The 15618-nt window shown below is 70.5% G+C and carries 17 protein-coding genes; 5 read left to right on the forward strand and 12 right to left on the reverse strand.

The window, feature by feature from the left end:
• Positions 1–63 precede the first annotated feature (63 nt).
• The gene (locus ACZ7N4_RS08860; RefSeq protein ID WP_471355372.1) at positions 64–987 is read left to right on the forward strand and encodes a YihY/virulence factor BrkB family protein; all 924 of its coding nucleotides are present in this window, start codon (positions 64–66) and stop codon (positions 985–987) included.
• Here ACZ7N4_RS08860 and ACZ7N4_RS08865 read toward each other — a convergent pair.
• Entirely contained in the window at positions 935–2173 is a 1239-nt protein-coding gene (locus ACZ7N4_RS08865; RefSeq protein WP_471355375.1) for a D-alanyl-D-alanine carboxypeptidase family protein, read from the reverse strand. The two genes, ACZ7N4_RS08860 and ACZ7N4_RS08865, sit on opposite strands and share 53 nt — an antisense overlap.
• A 91-nt stretch (positions 2174–2264) precedes the next feature.
• On the opposite strand from ACZ7N4_RS08865, the gene ACZ7N4_RS08870 reads away from it, so the two are divergent.
• Both ACZ7N4_RS08870 and ACZ7N4_RS08875 read left to right on the forward strand, forming a co-directional pair.
• Positions 2265–2504 carry an SCO4848 family membrane protein gene (locus ACZ7N4_RS08870; protein ID WP_471355378.1) on the forward strand — a complete coding sequence of 80 codons (240 nt, stop codon included), beginning with the start codon at positions 2265–2267 and terminating at the stop codon, positions 2502–2504.
• 181 nt (positions 2505–2685) lie between these two features.
• Positions 2686–4230, forward strand: a complete 1545-nt coding sequence (locus ACZ7N4_RS08875) for an ABC transporter substrate-binding protein (RefSeq protein ID WP_471355380.1) — start codon at positions 2686–2688, stop codon at positions 4228–4230.
• On the opposite strand, the gene ACZ7N4_RS08880 is transcribed toward ACZ7N4_RS08875, so the two are convergent.
• The 11 genes from ACZ7N4_RS08880 to ACZ7N4_RS08930 all read right to left on the reverse strand — a co-directional run bounded on the left by ACZ7N4_RS08880 (position 4231) and on the right by ACZ7N4_RS08930 (position 12899).
• On the reverse strand, positions 4231–4848 hold the full coding sequence (locus ACZ7N4_RS08880; RefSeq protein WP_471355383.1) for a Uma2 family endonuclease: 618 nt from the start codon (positions 4846–4848) through the stop codon (positions 4231–4233).
• A gap of 90 nt (positions 4849–4938) precedes the next feature.
• Positions 4939–5679 carry a TetR/AcrR family transcriptional regulator gene (locus tag ACZ7N4_RS08885; RefSeq protein ID WP_471355386.1) on the reverse strand — a complete coding sequence of 247 codons (741 nt, stop codon included), beginning with the start codon at positions 5677–5679 and terminating at the stop codon, positions 4939–4941.
• Positions 5680–5690: 11 nt separating this feature from the next.
• On the reverse strand, positions 5691–6257 hold the full coding sequence (locus ACZ7N4_RS08890; protein WP_471356151.1) for a thiol-disulfide oxidoreductase DCC family protein: 567 nt from the start codon (positions 6255–6257) through the stop codon (positions 5691–5693).
• 5 nt (positions 6258–6262) lie between these two features.
• Positions 6263–6670: a hypothetical protein gene (locus ACZ7N4_RS08895; protein ID WP_471355389.1), complete on the reverse strand. Its 408-nt coding sequence runs from the start codon at positions 6668–6670 to the stop codon at positions 6263–6265.
• A gap of 80 nt (positions 6671–6750) precedes the next feature.
• A complete protein-coding gene (locus ACZ7N4_RS08900; protein ID WP_471355391.1) occupies positions 6751–7161 on the reverse strand; it encodes a VOC family protein in 411 nt (136 codons plus the stop codon).
• A gap of 90 nt (positions 7162–7251) precedes the next feature.
• Positions 7252–8619 (reverse strand): FG-GAP and VCBS repeat-containing protein, encoded by a 1368-nt coding sequence (locus ACZ7N4_RS08905; protein ID WP_471355393.1) that lies wholly within the window; start codon positions 8617–8619, stop codon positions 7252–7254.
• Between the two features lie 118 nt (positions 8620–8737).
• Positions 8738–9517 (reverse strand): succinate dehydrogenase iron-sulfur subunit, encoded by a 780-nt coding sequence (locus tag ACZ7N4_RS08910; protein ID WP_471355397.1) that lies wholly within the window; start codon positions 9515–9517, stop codon positions 8738–8740.
• Complete coding sequence (gene sdhA / locus ACZ7N4_RS08915; RefSeq protein WP_471355399.1) at positions 9517–11271, reverse strand: succinate dehydrogenase flavoprotein subunit; 1755 nt, start codon at positions 11269–11271, stop codon at positions 9517–9519. The genes ACZ7N4_RS08910 and sdhA overlap by 1 nt, the downstream gene beginning before the upstream one ends.
• 19 nt (positions 11272–11290) lie before the next feature.
• Positions 11291–11773 (reverse strand): succinate dehydrogenase hydrophobic membrane anchor subunit, encoded by a 483-nt coding sequence (locus ACZ7N4_RS08920; RefSeq protein WP_467926953.1) that lies wholly within the window; start codon positions 11771–11773, stop codon positions 11291–11293.
• A 5-nt stretch (positions 11774–11778) separates the two neighbouring features.
• A complete protein-coding gene (gene sdhC / locus ACZ7N4_RS08925; RefSeq protein WP_467926951.1) occupies positions 11779–12159 on the reverse strand; it encodes a succinate dehydrogenase, cytochrome b556 subunit in 381 nt (126 codons plus the stop codon).
• Positions 12160–12350: 191 nt separating this feature from the next.
• Positions 12351–12899 carry a 2-oxo-4-hydroxy-4-carboxy-5-ureidoimidazoline decarboxylase gene (locus tag ACZ7N4_RS08930; protein WP_471355403.1) on the reverse strand — a complete coding sequence of 183 codons (549 nt, stop codon included), beginning with the start codon at positions 12897–12899 and terminating at the stop codon, positions 12351–12353.
• A 154-nt stretch (positions 12900–13053) separates the two neighbouring features.
• On the opposite strand from ACZ7N4_RS08930, the gene ACZ7N4_RS08935 reads away from it, so the two are divergent.
• Complete coding sequence (locus tag ACZ7N4_RS08935) at positions 13054–14724, forward strand: beta-N-acetylhexosaminidase (protein WP_471355406.1); 1671 nt, start codon at positions 13054–13056, stop codon at positions 14722–14724.
• 146 nt (positions 14725–14870) lie between these two features.
• The gene (locus tag ACZ7N4_RS08940; protein ID WP_471355408.1) at positions 14871–15578 is read left to right on the forward strand and encodes a DUF4328 domain-containing protein; all 708 of its coding nucleotides are present in this window, start codon (positions 14871–14873) and stop codon (positions 15576–15578) included.
• Positions 15579–15618 lie beyond the last annotated feature (40 nt).

Raw genomic sequence — 15618 nt, forward strand, 5'->3', positions numbered from 1 at the left:
ATATGACCGTTCGGGCGGAGAAACGCGGTGTTGGCGTTCTCGCGCAGCGGGCAGAGTCGGATCATGGACTGGCTGAAGAAGCTGCCCGGCATCGGGCCGATCGTCACCCGGCTGACCGCCACCCACGCCTGGCGGTCCTACGAGCGCCTGGACCGGGTGAAGTGGACCCGGCTGGCCGCCGCCATGACGTTCGTCAGCTTCGTCGCGCTGTTCCCGCTGCTGACCGTGGCCGCCGCGATCACCGCCGCCACGCTCAGCCCGGCCCGCCAGAAGACCGTGGAACAGCGGATCGCCGACCAGTTCCCGGGCCTGGCCGACCAGCTGGACCTCACCTCCCTGGTGCAGAACGCGGGCACCGTCGGGGTCATCGCGGGCGCCGTGCTGCTGTTCACCGGCATCGGCTGGGTCGGCCAGGTGCGGGACTGCCTGCGCGCGGTGTGGGAACTGCCCGACCGCGAGGAGAACCCGGTCGTCACCAAGGCCAAGGACGCCGGCATCCTGCTCGGCCTCGGCGGTGCCCTGCTGGTCACCCTCGCCGCGTCCACCCTCGCCTCCGCCGCCGTCGGCTGGCTGTCCGGGCGGATCGGCCTCGAAGAACACGGCTGGGGCAGCGCGCTGCTGACGGTCGCCGCGTTCGCCGTCGCCGTCCTCGCCGACTTCCTGGTCCTGCTCTACGCCCTGACCCTGCTGCCCGGCGCCGAGCCGCCGCGCCGCCGCCTGCTGGTCGCCGCCCTGCTCGGCGCGGTCGGCTTCGAGCTGCTGAAACTGCTGCTCAGCAGCTACGTCCAGGGAGTCGCCGCGAAGAGCATGTACGGCGCGTTCGGAGTGCCCGTGGCGCTGCTGCTGTGGATCAACTTCACCTGCAAACTGGTCCTGTTCTGCGCCTCCTGGACGGCGACGGGCAGCAAGGCGGCGGAGGCCGAGGAGGCGGAGGTCAGGGACGGGTCCGACGGCGCATCAGGTCCGGCAGCGGCCACCGGCGGTTGACCAGGAACGCCCCGCCGCCGAGCAGCACCAGCAGCCCGCCCGCGACGGCCAGGGCGATCCCGGCGCCGCCGGCACCGGACCCGGTGGAGGCGCTCGCCGCCGCCTTCCCGCCCGATCCGCCGCCCTCCACCTGCCCGGCGTGCGCCGACGCGGTCGCGCCGGGCTGCGCGGTGCCCGGCGCGGCGCTCTTCGGCGGCACCAGCTCACCCACCGGACCGACCTTCCCGGCCGCCTGGAAACCCCAGTCGAACAGCTTCGCGGTCTCCTTGTAGACCTCGTTGTGCTCGTGCTTCTGCGGATTCATCACCGTGACCAGCAGCACCTTGCCGCCCCGCTCGGCGACCCCGGTGAAGGTGGCGCCCGCGTGCGTGGTGTTGCCGTTCTTCACGCCCGCGATCCCCTGGTAGACGGGGACGTCGCTGTCGCCGCTCAGCAGCCGGTTGGTGTTCCGGATCTCACCGGAACCGAACTTCGCGCTGACGGTCGAGCAGTAGTCCCGGAAGTCCTTCTTCTGCAGCCCCGAACGGGCGAACAGCGTCAGGTCGTACGCCGACGACACCTGCCCCGGTGCGTCGTAGCCGTCCGGCGAGACCACCCGCGTGTCCCTCGCCTGGAGTTCCTCCGCGTGGTCCTGCATGTCCTGGACGGTCTGCCGGACACCGCCGTTCATCGCGGACAGCACGTGCACCGCGTCGTTGCCCGAGCGCAGGAACACCCCGAGCCACAGGTCGTGGACGGAGTAGCTGCTGCCCTCCTTTATCCCGACCACGCTGGAGCCGGCACCCACGCCCTTGAGGTCCGACGGCACCACCCTGTGCCGGGTGCCCTGCGGGAAGCGGGGCAGCACGGTGTCCGCGAACAGCATCTTCAGCGTGCTCGCCGGAGGCAGCGGCCAGTGCGCGTTGTGCGCCGCGAGGACCTCGCCCGACTCGGCGTCGGACACGATCCAGGAGCGCGCGGTGATGTCCTTGGGCAGCACGGGGACACCGGGCGCGAGGTCGACCTGGGTGCCCGGCATCCCCAGCCGGGCGCCGCCCACGGCGGACATCCGGGCCGGGGGCGTGGCCGTCGGGTTCGTGGAGGGGGTCGGCGCGGCGAGCGCGGCGGGCGCGGTGACGGACAGGGACAGCAGGGTGGCGCAGGAGACCAGCAGGGCTCGGCGGCCGGTCGTCTTCGGTGCGGGCACGGTCGAGAACGTACCCGCACCGGACCGCGAAGTCCCGTCTCCGGCCCCACCCCCGACACGGGCCCGAACCCCGGACGGCGATACTGGACGCATGAAGCTCAGCCGCCCCGTCTCCTGGTTCCTGCTCGCCTTCGGGGTGTGGAGCTGGATCATCTGGATCACTTTCATCAAGAACCTGGCCAAGGACAGCAGCGGGCTCGCCTTCGACGACGGCCACCCGACCGCGTACTTCTGGGTGCACCTGCTGCTGGCCGTCGTTTCCTTCGTATGGGGGACGGTCATCGGGGTCATCGGGTTGCGCGGGCTGCGCGCACTGCGCGGGAAGTCATAGCGGGGAACCGACCGTGCCGGTGATCGAACCGGCCGCCACACCCGCGTGACCAGGTCCTTACCCACCGTTTCCCCACAACTGGACAGAAAGCCCTTCCGCACGGTGAAACCCGTGTGATTAGGTGAGCCGCGTCACTCAAGGGGAAGTGGCTGGGGAGGGCGTCACCATGCGATCTGTTCGCATGCGGATTCTCGTGGCACTGCTCGTGCTCGCCGTCGTGGGGATCGGCGGCTGGCAGCTGCTGCCGTCGCAGGGGAACAAGAACCGGACCATCACCGTCGGCACGACGGACGCGGTCACCGCACTCGACCCGGCCGGCGCCTACGACGCCGGTTCCTGGGCGCTGTTCAGCAATGTGTTCCAGTCGCTGCTGACCTTCGAGCCGGGCGGGGCCGAACCGGTCCCGGACGCGGCGGAGAGCTGCGCCTTCGAGGGCAGTGGCCTGAAGACGTACCGGTGCACCCTGCGCTCCGGGATCACCTTCCCGAGCGGGCGCGCCATGACCGCCGAGGACGTGAAGTACTCCTTCGAGCGGGTCAGGGCGATCGACTCCAAGGTCGGCCCGGCGTCCTTGTTCGGCACGCTCGCCTCGGTGACCGCCGACGACGCGCACACCGTCACCTTCCACCTCTCGTCCGCGGACGCCACCTTCCCGCTGAAGGTCGCCACCGGCGCCGGCTCGATCGTGGACAGGGAGAAGTACCCGGCCGACGCCCTGCGCACGGACACCGCCGTCGACGGCACCGGACCGTACACGCTGACGGCGTACACGAAGGACCAGAAGGCCGAACTGGCCCCCAACAAGCACTACACGGGCGCACTGAGCGGCACCGGCCGCCCCGTCGAGCTGCGCTACTACGCCGACTCCGCCAAGCTCGACCAGGCCTGGCGGGCCCGCCGGATCGACGTCGCCACCCGGAACCTGCCGCCGCACGTGCTCGCCGAGCTGAACCCGAGCGACCCCGGGCAGCGGGTCACCGAGTCCGACAGCGCCGAGACCCGCAACCTGTACCTCAACACCCGCTCCCGCTCCCCGCTGCACGACCCGCGGGTGCGCCGGGCGATGGCCTGGCTGGTCGACCGCGAGCGGCTGGCCGCGACGGTCTACGAGGGCACGGTCGATCCGCTGTACTCGCTGATCCCGACCGGTATCACCGGCCACACCACGTCGTTCTTCGACAACTACCCCACGCGTAGCGCCCGGAAGGCCCGCGAGCTGCTCACCGAGGCCGGGGTGAGCCTGCCGGTGCGTTTCACCCTGGGCTACGGCGCCGGCCGGGGCGAGGGCGCCGAGGAGGCCGCCGAGCTGAAGCGGCAGCTGGAGGCGAGCGGCCTGTTCCACGTGGACGTCAGGGGATACGAGTGGACCGACTTCCAGAAGCGCTGGTCCGCCGGGAAGATGGACGCGTGGGCGGTCGGCTGGGTGGCGGACTATCCCGACCCGGACACCTTCGGCGCCGCGCTCGTCGGCACCGGCTCCACCATGAGCACCGGGTACAGCAACAAGCTGGTCGACCATCTCGTCCTCGACAGCCAGCAGTTCGCCGACCGCGGCCGGGCCGCGAAGGACTTCAAGGACATCCAGGCGGCCGTGACCGAGGACGTCCCGCTGATCCCGCTGTGGCAGCGCAAGGAGTACGTGGTGAGCACGGAGGACGTGGGCGGCGGGCAGTACCTGACGGACGGTACGGGGGTGTTCCGGTTGTGGCGGCTGGACTGGATCTGATCAGTCGGCCTTCTTCTGCCCGGCCTTGATGATCTGCTCGACGTCCAGGGTGACCTTGGCGCCGATGGAGTCGGGCAGCGTGACGGTCTCCCCGGGAGCGTGGACACGGTGGTTCGTGTACTCGCTCCCTTCGGGCTCGGTGAGCACGTGCAGGCGCTGGTGCTTGCGGTCGACCACGAGGTAGACGGGCACCTTCGCCCCGGCGTACGCCCCGACCTTGGTCTTCAGGTCGTCCCGCCAGTTACCGGAGGTGACCTCCAGGACGAGGCGGAAGCAGACCGGGTCGTAGGCGTTGTTCTCGATGAAATGGTCGTCGATGTCGGCGTCCACGACCACAAGATCGGGGATGCAGTAGTCCTCGTCGCCGGTGGGGAGCTTGATTGCGACGCTCTGGAGAACCTCGGTCTCGCCGTCGTCCAAGCCAGCGGCGATGAAGGGACGCATGAGCTTGGTCAGCGCGCGGGCGTGGGGGGCATCCGGTGAAGGGGTCACGAGGAGGTGGCCTCCGATGATCTCGACGCGGTAGCCCGGATGGCGCTCCATGATCTCGTCGGCGATGGCCGTCAGGGAGAACGGCTCGTCGGCGTCGAACGGCTGCTCGACGGATGCAGCGGACATCGCGTGCCTCCTAGGGGCTGGTGTCGAGAGCATCATCGTAGGCAGCGGGAAGCCCAGGTGTCCCGTTCCCGCGCCTTCACCCGAAAGTGATCACTCCTCCCGTTTGCGCCCCGGATCCGGCAGCACCTTCGTCATCCCCGGCAGGAAGTCCGTGAACAGCTCGTGCACCTCCAGCACCAGCGGGCGCAGCACCCGGAACCGGGCCAGGGAGACACCCCGGGCGGTCAGCCGGGCCCCCCGCCGGGCCAGCCGGTAGCTGCGCTCGCGCCCCTCCGTGCGGTCGAAGACCCAGTACAGGACCAGGCCCATCTGCGAGAGCCACATCAGCTCGGGGAGGACGTCCCGCAGTTCGGGGGCCACCTTGGACTTCGAGCCGGCCAGCACCTCGCGGTGCACGCTGACGGCCTGCTCGCGGGCGTGCTCGCTCTCCGGGGAGAAGGGGCTGAGCGGGCTGTCGGGGTCGGCGGCGTTCTTGAAGAACTGGACGGCGAACTCGTGGTACGGCCGGGCGATGTCCAGCCAGGCGGTCAGTACACCCGCGAGCCGCGCCTCCAGGTCCGTCTCCCGGTCCAGGATCTCCCGGACCGCCGCCTGGTGCTCGGCGGCGATCCGGTCGTAGAAACCCTGGATCAGGTGTTCCTTGCCCTCGAAGTAGTAGTAGGCGTTGCCGACCGAGACCCCGGCCTCCTTGGCGATGGCCCGCATGGTCGTCTTGTCGTACCCGCGCTCCTGGAACAACCGCATGGCGGTCTCCAGGATCAGCGCACGGGTCTGCTCGGACTTGCTGCTCTGGGGGCCGGCCGCTTCCGGGCCGTCGTTCTTCGCGGGCACGGTAGAAGAGCCTAACGACTGGGGGAAGCGGCCCCGGAACAGGACGGCGTGGAGCAGGACGGCGTGGGGGAGTGGGTCCAGCCCGTGCGGGGGTGGTACGACCAGCCGTCCGCCCGCCGGTAGACCTGCCCTGCCCACTGCCCGCCCTGTCCCTGCCCGCCCCGCGACTGCCCGTACCACCGCTGCGCGTCCCGCCACTTCGCCGCGGCGAGCACGGCCCCATGGGCCAGCTTGGCGCCCGCCGGGGTGGCGAGCCGGTGGGCGAGCCCGCGGTGCTCGCGCAGCGCCCACAGGACGACGATCCAGGCGCGCGAGCCCCGGTAGACCTGGCCGGAGTCGCCGACGACGGTGACCTCGTCGAGGGTGGCCGCGTGGTCGAGCCCCGGGAAGCGGGCCCGGGCCTCGGCCGAACCGGCCGGCAGCAGCTCCAGCGGCACCAGCTGTGACTGCCGGGCCAGCCAGTCGCGCAGGTGCCCGCACAGGACGCAGTGGGCGTCGTACAGAACGGTCAGGCCCCGGACCGGGACGCCCGCGGCGCCCCGGCCGGCCACGGTGGCCGCGGTGGTCTTGCCGGTCACGGCCGTCACGCCCCGGCCGTCGGGGCGATCCACTCCTGCGGTCCGACCGGGGGCAGCTGCTCCCGCTCCATGACCCCGCGCCGGCGGATCCGGTTGAGCACGTACACGTTGCCCAGGTGCATCACCCCGAGCACCAGCAGGACCACGCCCAGCTTGGTCGACAGGGCCTCGAAGATGCCGCGGGTGTCCTCGATCGTCTCGTCGTCCCCAAGGTACAGCGCCACGAAGCCCAGGTTGACCAGGTAGAAGCCGACCACCAGGAGGTGGTTCACGGCGTCCGCGAGCTTCTCGTTGCCGCGCAGGACGTCGGCCAGGAAGATCCGGCCGTTGCGGCTGAGCGTGCGGGCCACCCAGACGGTCAGTGCGACGCTGACGACCAGGTAGATGACGTAGGCGATGACGGTGCGGTCCATGCCCCACCCCTTCTTGAACGCGTTCAAAACGCTGACAGGATGACTGTAGCGCTGTTTTTGAACGCGTTCAACCAAAGGGGTCAGGTCCTGCGGGCCAGCGCCGGGCGCTTGGTGTAGTCCGTGAAGCCGAGGATGTTGCCCCAGGGATCGGCGATCTCCACGGTCCAGCCCGTGGCCGCCTGGTGGATCTCGTCCAGGGGCTCGATCCCCGCGGCGGCCAGCTCCCGCGCCGCCGCCCGGGCGTCCGGCACCTCCAGCCAGATCCGCGGCGAGGGCCAGGGGGGCGTCCGGTGCCGCAGCTCCTCCTCGGCCCGCAGCAGGATGCCGGGCGTCTCCGCGCCGACCTTCAGCTGGGCGATCCCGGCCTCGTCGAACCGGAAGCCCACGGCGAACCCGGCCCGCTCGTAGAAGGCGACCGCCTCGCCGAGGTCGCCGACGGGGAGCAGCACGTTGTCGAAACCGAGCAGTTCGTACGACTCTTCGTCTGACATGTCGTCAGATTAAGAGCAGTGGTCCCGGGAAGCGAGGAGCCCCACCGGAGCGGATTCCGGTGGGGCTCGTCGGGGGGACCCTTCAGCGGCTCACTGCGGGAAGGCCGGGTCCAGACCGGACACCGAGGCGCCGCTCGTCGTGATGCCCTTGGCGGTCGCGCGCAGCAGCACGCCCGGGCGGTAGAGGTCGCCCGAGACCAGCAGGTCCGCGTCGCCGTCCCGGTCGAAGTCGCGCAGGCGGACGAACAGCCCGAGCATCTCGGAGTCGGTCGGGCTGCCCGGCACACCCGCCGTGGCCCGGGTGAACCACTGCGAGCCGGTGCCGGTCAGGCCGCTCCTGCCGCCCCGCAGGACGTGCACCCCGCCCGCGTTCGGCACCGAGCCGGACTCCTCCTCGGGTACGCCTACCGCGAGGTCCGGGTAGCCGTCGCGGTTGGTGTCGCCGGCGGAGAGCGCGTAGCCGAACCGGTCGTTCTTCGTGGCCGCGGTCGCCACTCCGGAGGTGGACTGGGTCAGCCGGTAGGAGCCGGCCGGGCCGCTCGCGCCGCCCCGCAGCACCACCACGGAACCCGCGCCCTTGTTGTACGGCTTGTCGCTGACGGCCAGGTCGCCGTAGCCGTTCTTGTCGAAGTCGGCGATCACCCCGGTGGCCTGGAAGTCCACCTGCGAGGCGTTGTACGTCGTGTACGTGCCGCGCTTGACGGTGGAGCCGCCCTGCACGAACCACGCGGCCTGGACCATCTTGCCGTGCTCGTAGCCCTGGCCCAGCACGTAGAGGTCGGTGGCCTTGTCCTTGGTGACCCTGCCGGCGACGATCATGCTCGGTTCCAGCACGTGGGCGCCGCTGGGGCTGACCTCCAGCTTGCTGACGCCGCCCGTCGCGCCGCTCTGGGAGAAGCCGCCCCGGTAGACGAAGAGGGTGCCGGTGACGTCGGCGACGGCCAGGTCCGGCTTGCCGTCGCCGTTGAAGTCGCCGGCGGCGAGGGCCGCGCCGAACGCGATCGTGGATTTGGCCGGGATCCGCGTGGCCTTCGCGCCGAGGCCCGCCTTGGCACCCCACAGGATGGTGACCGCGCCCGCCCCGGCCTTCGTACCGACCTTCTCGCTGCTGTCGGCGACGGCGAGGTCGGCGTACCCGTCCCGGTTGAGGTCGGCGGTGGCGACCTGGTCGCCGAAGCCGTCGGCGTAACCGCCGGCGTCGCCCGCCTTGCCCGGGATGGCGGGGCTGTCCTGGGTGAAGCGGACGGTCTTCGGGCCGGGCCCCGTCGCGGTGCCGTAGGTGACGGTGACCTCGCCGCCCCAGCCGGACGCGTAGTCCCGGTAGCCGTCGCCGTTGAAGTCGTCGGCGTACTTGGCGGGGGCCGCCGCGGCGGCCGGGCCGGCCGTGAGGGCGAGCAGCCCGCCGGTGAGCGAGAGGGCCGTGGCCGTCGCCACGGCGAGCTTTCTGTGCGTGCGCATGTGTCTCCTTGATCGCGTACACAGGAGACGTACGAGAGGGTCGGACAGTTGTACGGCGAAGGCCCCGCCCCCGGTGCGTGACCGGGGGCGGGGCCCAGAAGCCGTAGCCGTACGGCGATCAGTAGCGACGCGTGATCAGCGCGCGCTTGACCTCCTGGATCGCCTTCGTGACCTCGATACCGCGCGGGCAGGCGTCCGTGCAGTTGAAGGTCGTGCGGCAGCGCCACACGCCGTCGCGGTCGTTGAGGATCTCCAGGCGCTGCTCGCCCGCCTCGTCCCGGCTGTCGAAGATGAACCGGTGGGCGTTCACGATCGCGGCCGGACCGAAGTACTGGCCGTCGTTCCAGAACACCGGGCAGGAGGAGGTGCAGGCCGCGCAGAGGATGCACTTCGTCGTGTCGTCGAAGCGCTCGCGGTCCTCGGCGGACTGCAGCCGCTCACGGGTCGGCTCGTTCGTGTCCTTGGTGACCAGGAACGGCATGACGTCCCGGTACGCCTGGAAGAACGGCTCCATGTCCACGACCAGGTCCTTCAGGACCGTGAGGCCCTTGATGGGCTCGACCGTGATCGGCTTCTCGGGGTTGATGTCCTTGATCAGCGTCTTGCAGGCAAGGCGGTTCTTGCCGTTGATCCGCATCGCGTCCGAGCCGCAGATGCCGTGCGCGCACGAGCGGCGGAAGGTGAGGGTGCCGTCGACGTCCCACTTGATCTTGTGGAGGCCGTCGAGGACACGCTCCTTCGGGTCGATCTCCAGCTGGAAGTCTTCCCAGACCGCCTCGCCCGAGACCTCCGGGTTGAACCGGCGGATCCGGAAGGTGACGGTGATGTAGGGGGAGTCGGCGAAGCCGGGCTCGGGCTGGCCGGCCGCGTCCGCCTTGTCCAGAACAGGGGTAGCCATCAGTACTTACGCTCCATCGGCTGGTAGCGGGTCTGGACGACCGGCTTGTAGTCGAGACGGACGGTTTCCGAGCCGTCGGCGCCGACCTCGCGGTACGCCATGGTGTGGCGCATGAAGTTGACGTCGTCGCGGTTCGGGTAGTCCTCGCGGTAGTGACCGCCGCGGGACTCCTTGCGGGCCAGCGCCGAGACGGCCATGACCTCGGCCAGGTCCAGCAGGTTGCCCAGCTCGATGGCCTCCAGCAGGTCCGTGTTGAACCGCTTGCCCTTGTCCTGGATCGCCACGTTCTGGTAGCGCTCGCGCAGCTCGGCGATCTTCTCGACGGCCGTCTTGATCGTCTGCTCGGTGCGGAACACCATGACGTTGGCGTCCATGGTCTCCTGCAGCTCACGGCGCAGGGTCGCCACCCGCTCGCTGCCCGTGGAGTTGCGCAGCCGCTCGATCTGCTCGACGACGAACGACTCCGGGTTCTCCGGCAGCTCGACGTAGTCGGCCTTGGCCGAGTACTCGGCGGCGGCGATGCCCGCACGGCGGCCGAAGACGTTGATGTCCAGCAGCGAGTTGGTGCCGAGACGGTTGGCGCCGTGCACGGAGACGCAGGCGACCTCGCCGGCCGCGTACAGGCCCGGGACGACGGTGGTGTTGTCCGCCAGGACCTCACCCTCGACGTTCGTCGGGATGCCGCCCATCGCGTAGTGCGCGGTCGGCTGGATCGGGATCGGGTCCGTGTACGGCTCGATGCCGAGGTAGGTGCGCGCGAACTCGGTGATGTCCGGGAGCTTGGCGTCCAGCTGCTCCGGCGGCAGGTGCGTGAGGTCCAGGTACACGTGGTCGCCCTCGGGACCGCAGCCGCGGCCCTCGCGGATCTCCGTGTAGATGGAGCGGGACACGACGTCACGGGACGCCAGGTCCTTCATGACGGGAGCGTACTTCTCCATGAAGCGCTCGCCGTCCTTGTTGCGCAGGATGCCGCCCTCGCCGCGGGCGCCCTCGGTGAGCAGGATGCCCATGCGCCAGATGCCGGTCGGGTGGAACTGGAAGAACTCCATGTCCTCCAGCGGGAGCCCGCGCCGGTAGACCGCCGCCTGGCCGTCACCGGTCAGGGTGTGGGCGTTCGACGTCACCTTGAAGAACTTGCCGCAGCCGCCGGAGGCGTAGATGACGGCCTTCGCCTGGAAGATGTGGATCTCGCCGGTGGCCAGCTCGTACGCGACGACACCGGCCGACCTCTTGACGCCGTCGACCTCGGTGATCAGCTGGTCCAGGACGTAGAACTCGTTGAAGAACTCCACGCCCTCCTTGACGCAGTTCTGGTACAGCGTCTGGAGGATCATGTGGCCGGTGCGGTCCGCGGCGTAGCAGGACCGGCGGACCGGGGCCTCGCCGTGGTTGCGGCTGTGACCGCCGAAGCGGCGCTGGTCGATGGTGCCGTTCGGGGTCCGGTTGAACGGCAGGCCCATCTTCTCCAGGTCGAGGACGGCGTCGATGGCCTCCTTCGCCAGGATCTCGGCGGCGTCCTGGTCGACCAGGTAGTCACCGCCCTTGACCGTGTCGAAGGTGTGCCACTCCCAGTTGTCCTCCTCCACGTTGGCCAGCGCGGCGGCCATGCCGCCCTGCGCGGCGCCCGTGTGGGAGCGGGTGGGGTAGAGCTTGGTCAGGACCGCGGTGCGGCTGCGCTTCGTCGCCTCGATGGCGGCGCGCATGCCCGCGCCGCCGGCGCCGACGATGACGGTGTCGTACTTGTGGATCTTCATGTTTCTCGCAGCCCCGTGCCTAGCGGATGTTCGGGTCGAAGGTGAAGATCACCAGCGTGCCCAGCAGGATGGTGAACACCGTGGCGGTGTAGAGCAGGCCCTTGAGCCACAGCCGGCTGTTCGGGCGCTCCGCGTAGTCGTTGATGACCGTGCGCAGGCCGTTGGCGCCGTGCAGCATCGCCAGCCACAGCATCAGCAGGTCCCAGACCTGCCAGAACGGGGACGCCCAGCGGCCCGCCACGAAGGCGAAGCCGATCTTGGAGACGCCGCCGTCCAGCACGAGCTGGATCAGCAGGTGGCCGATCACGAGGACGACCAGCACGATGCCGGACAGGCGCATGAACAGCCAGGCCGCCAGCTCGAAGTTGCCCCGGGTCGACTTCGGGGACTTCTTGGTGCGCTTGCGCGGGGCCTCGATCAGCGGGGCCGGGTTGTCGACGGAGTAGACGGGGGCGCCCTCGACGGGGCCGACTCCGGAGGCCGCGGTTTCAGTCGTGGACATCGGCGTCAGCTCCCAAACAGGACACGGTAGGCGTGACCGAGGACCGGGTAGATCGCCCCGGCCATCAGCACGATCCAGACACCCATCACGGTCCAGAACATCTGCTTCTGGTAGCGCGGGCCCTTCGACCAGAAGTCGACGGCGATGACGCGCAGGCCGTTGAGCGCGTGGAAGAGGATGGCGGCGACGAGGCCGTACTCCAGCAGCGCGACGATCGGCGTCTTGTACGTGGCTACGACCTTGTCGTAGTCCTCGGGGGAGACACGCACGAGAGCGGTGTCCAGCACATGAACGAACAGGAAGAAGAAAATGAGGACGCCGGTGACTCGGTGAGCCACCCAGGACCACATTCCTTCCCGGCCGCGGTACAGCGTTCCAGCCGGCACGGAAGAACCCTCCGGGAGCGGGGACTAGGGCCGCGCCGGCTTCACTGTCGGTCGGGCCCGGCCGGGTACGGTCCACCGGCCCTCTGCATCGTAGCGAGGCGCCGCGCCGTGCTTTACGGGGGGCCTACCGGTGTGATCAAAGTGGCATCGGATGGGCTATCGCGGTGCGGCTACCGGGGTGGAATGTCGGGTTATTTGCCCGGTGCGGGGGTGTTTGTGCTGTTCGCGCAGCTTCCCGCACCCCTCAGCAGGGCCACCAGTCGTCCCCGCGCCAGGCGCCGCACCTCTTCGGCCGCCACCACCCGTTCTTCCTCCGGATCGTTCGCCAATCGTGACCGGATCGCTTCCAGGAGGTGGTCGATGACCTCGTCCGGGGGCACGTCACCCAGGTAGATGACGAACGCGTGTCCGAATCTGGCCTCGTAGGCCGCGTGGGCGGCACCGAGGGCCATGTGGGCCGCCGAGTAGGTGCCCTCGGGCAGTTCCGGCAGGGACTCGCCGGCCAGGGCCTCGGCCAGATCGGCGGGGGAGAGGTCGTACGCCGCCTCGTCCGCCGCGGCCAGCAGGGCGTCCAGGTCGGGGTAGGGCCGGTGGTCGGCCAGCCGGTGGGCCCAGCGCACGCTGCGCAGGCAGTGCAGGAGAAGGGTGCGGGCCTCGTCGGCGCGGGCGGTGTTGAAGGCGTCGAGAGGTGTGGGGAGATACGGCAGACGGTGGGCGGGCAGCGTGGGTCCTCGCGTCACATGTGGTGTGGCAGGGGATGCTGTGAAAGGTGTGTCGCCAGATTATCGAGAGTGGTCACGCTGTGTCCGAGGGATACCTGAAATTCACTCGGACGGGAGAGTTTGGGACCGCCTGGGTGACGGACGAACCGCGGAACGGTCGTACGTTGGCAGGGTGACCCAGCACAGGCGCCGGGACTCGGCGCGGCAGGTGATACGGAAGCGGGCGGTCGTGACCGCCGCGTTCGTCGGGACGGTCGCGCTCGGCACGGGCGTCGGCGTGTGGGCCTCGTCGGACGGCGGCGGCGGGTCGCCCGGGGGCAGCGCGCGGCAGTCGTCGTCCGGGAGGGTGGCCGGGACCGGCGCCGACCCGGAGGAACCCGGCACGCCGTCGGCGGCGAGCCCCAGCCCGAGCAGGTCGTATCCGCTCTCGCGGACCCCGCGCACGATACCGGCGGTCCGCTCCCACACCCCGGCGCGCGGCCCCGGCTGGAAGCCGCGGCACGGCGGGCGGGTCGTGGTGAACGACGCCGGGCTGGCCGACGAGGGGCGGCTGATAGCCGGGGAGCTGGGGCTGACCTACGCGGGCCGGAAGAGCGACGTGCGGGCGGGTGACGTACGGCTCGCGCTCGGCGGCGGGGGCGGGAACCAGGAGTCGTACACCATGACCGTCCGGGGCGGGCGGGTCGACATCAGCGGGCCCGGCGAGGCGGGCGTCTTCTACGGCACCCGCACCCTGAAGCAGGAGGTCCACGGGGGCGGTACGGCCCCGGAGGGCGTCGTCCGCGACGAGCCGGCCAAGCCGGTGCGCGGCTTCATGCTGGACATCGCGCGCAAACCGTTCGGCGAGTCCTGGATCGAGGACCGGATACGCGAGCTGGGGGACCTGAAGTACAACGAGCTGGGCCTGCACTTCTCCGACGACCAGGCCTTCCGGATCGAGTCCGCCAGCCACCCGGAGATCGTCTCCAAGGATCACCTGACCAAGGCGCAGGTCCGGCGGATCGTGGCGCTGGCCGAGAGCCGCCACATCACCGTCGTACCCGAGATCGACTCGCCGGGGCACCTGGGCGCCGTCATCGCCGCCCACCCCGATCTGCAGCTGCGCAACGTCAACGGGGCGGCCATCCGGGGCGCCGTCGACATCTCCAAGCCGGCCTCCGCGCAGATCGTCGACGACCTGCTGAACGAGTACGCCGGCCTCTTCCCCGGCAGCCAGTGGCACCTGGGCGGGGACGAGTACCAGGCGCTCACCGTGCGGGACCCGCAGGCCTCGTACCCGCAGCTGGCCGCCGCCGCCCGGCAGCGCTTCGGCTCCGGCGGGACCGTGGCCGACCTGGCCACCGGCTGGCTCAACGACCGTGCCGCCACCGTCCGCGCCCACGACCGGACCGTCCGGGCCTGGAACGACGGCTTCTTCCGCGGCACCTCCGTCCAGCCCGACCAGGACATCCGGGTGGCCTACTGGACCGGCAAGGAGATCGGCGCCCGGCCGCCGGCGGAGTACCTGGCCGCCGGGCGGAAGGTCCTCAACTACAACGACGAGTTCCTCTACTACGTCCTCGGGCAGCCGCAGACCTTCGTCTACCCGACCGGGCAGCGGATCTACGAGCAGTGGACACCCCGGGTGCTGCGCGGCACGACCGCCGTTCCGGCCCGCTACGACGGGCAGATCCCCGGCGGGTCGTTCGCGGTCTGGTGCGACTTCCCGCACGCGCAGACGGAGGCGCAGGTCGCCGCGGGCATCCGGATGCCGCTGCGGGCCACCGTGCAAAAGCTGTGGGACCCGGGCAAACCGGCGCTGAGCTGGGCGGACTTCAAAAAGCTGGCGGACCGGCTGGGCTGAGAACCGCGGCGCACCCCGAGGACCCCCGGGGAGCGCCGAGAACCGAGTGGACGCGCGATGGCGTCCGATCGTATGTTCCGGTGTCCGCGCGTCCGGTTCGGGGAGAGCCGTACGCCGTCTCAGATCTCACTCGGGGGACCTCCTTCATGACCACACCCATGCCCGCGCCGCCGTATCCCGCCCCGCCCGGTGCCTGGCTGCGCTCGCCGGCCGCGCTCGGCCGGGCCACCACCGTGCTGTTCGGGCTGGTCATCGCCACCGACCTGTTCGCCTGCTACGCCGACCTGCTGGAGGCGAGCGTCACCGGTGACATCGCCGGCGGCGCCACCGGTGCCGGGGTGATCGACCGGGCGGACCACGCGGACACGCTCTACAGCGCCGCCGGCGTCTCGCAGGGCGTGGCCCTGGTGGCCACGGCCGTCGTCTACCTGTGCTGGCTGTGGCGGATCCGGGTGAACGCCGAGGTGTTCGACGCCTCCCGGCACAGCATGAAGCGCGGCTGGACGATCGGCGCCTGGTTCTGCCCGGTCGTGAACCTGTGGTTCCCGCGCCGGATCGTCGCGGACAGCTGGGACGCCAGCGCGCCCTGGGGCTCGCGGTCCGGGCACACACCGGTCAACGCCTGGTGGACGCTGTGGATCGTCGGCATCGTCGTGGGCCGGTACGCGGACACCACCTCACGGCACGCCGAGACGGCGGAGGAACTGCGCCAGGCCGCGCACGTGATGCTCTTCTCCGACGCCTTCGACATCGTGTCCGCCGTCCTCGCCGTCGTGGTGGTCGTCCGGCTGACCCGGATGCAGGAGCGCAAGGTGCTCTCCGGCGAGCTGCTGCCGATCCCCGCGGTTGGCTGAAAACACCTGACTGTGACACTCCCGCCCCGTCGCACGCAGT

The organism is Streptomyces sp. NPDC107654 (genome assembly GCF_055639035.1).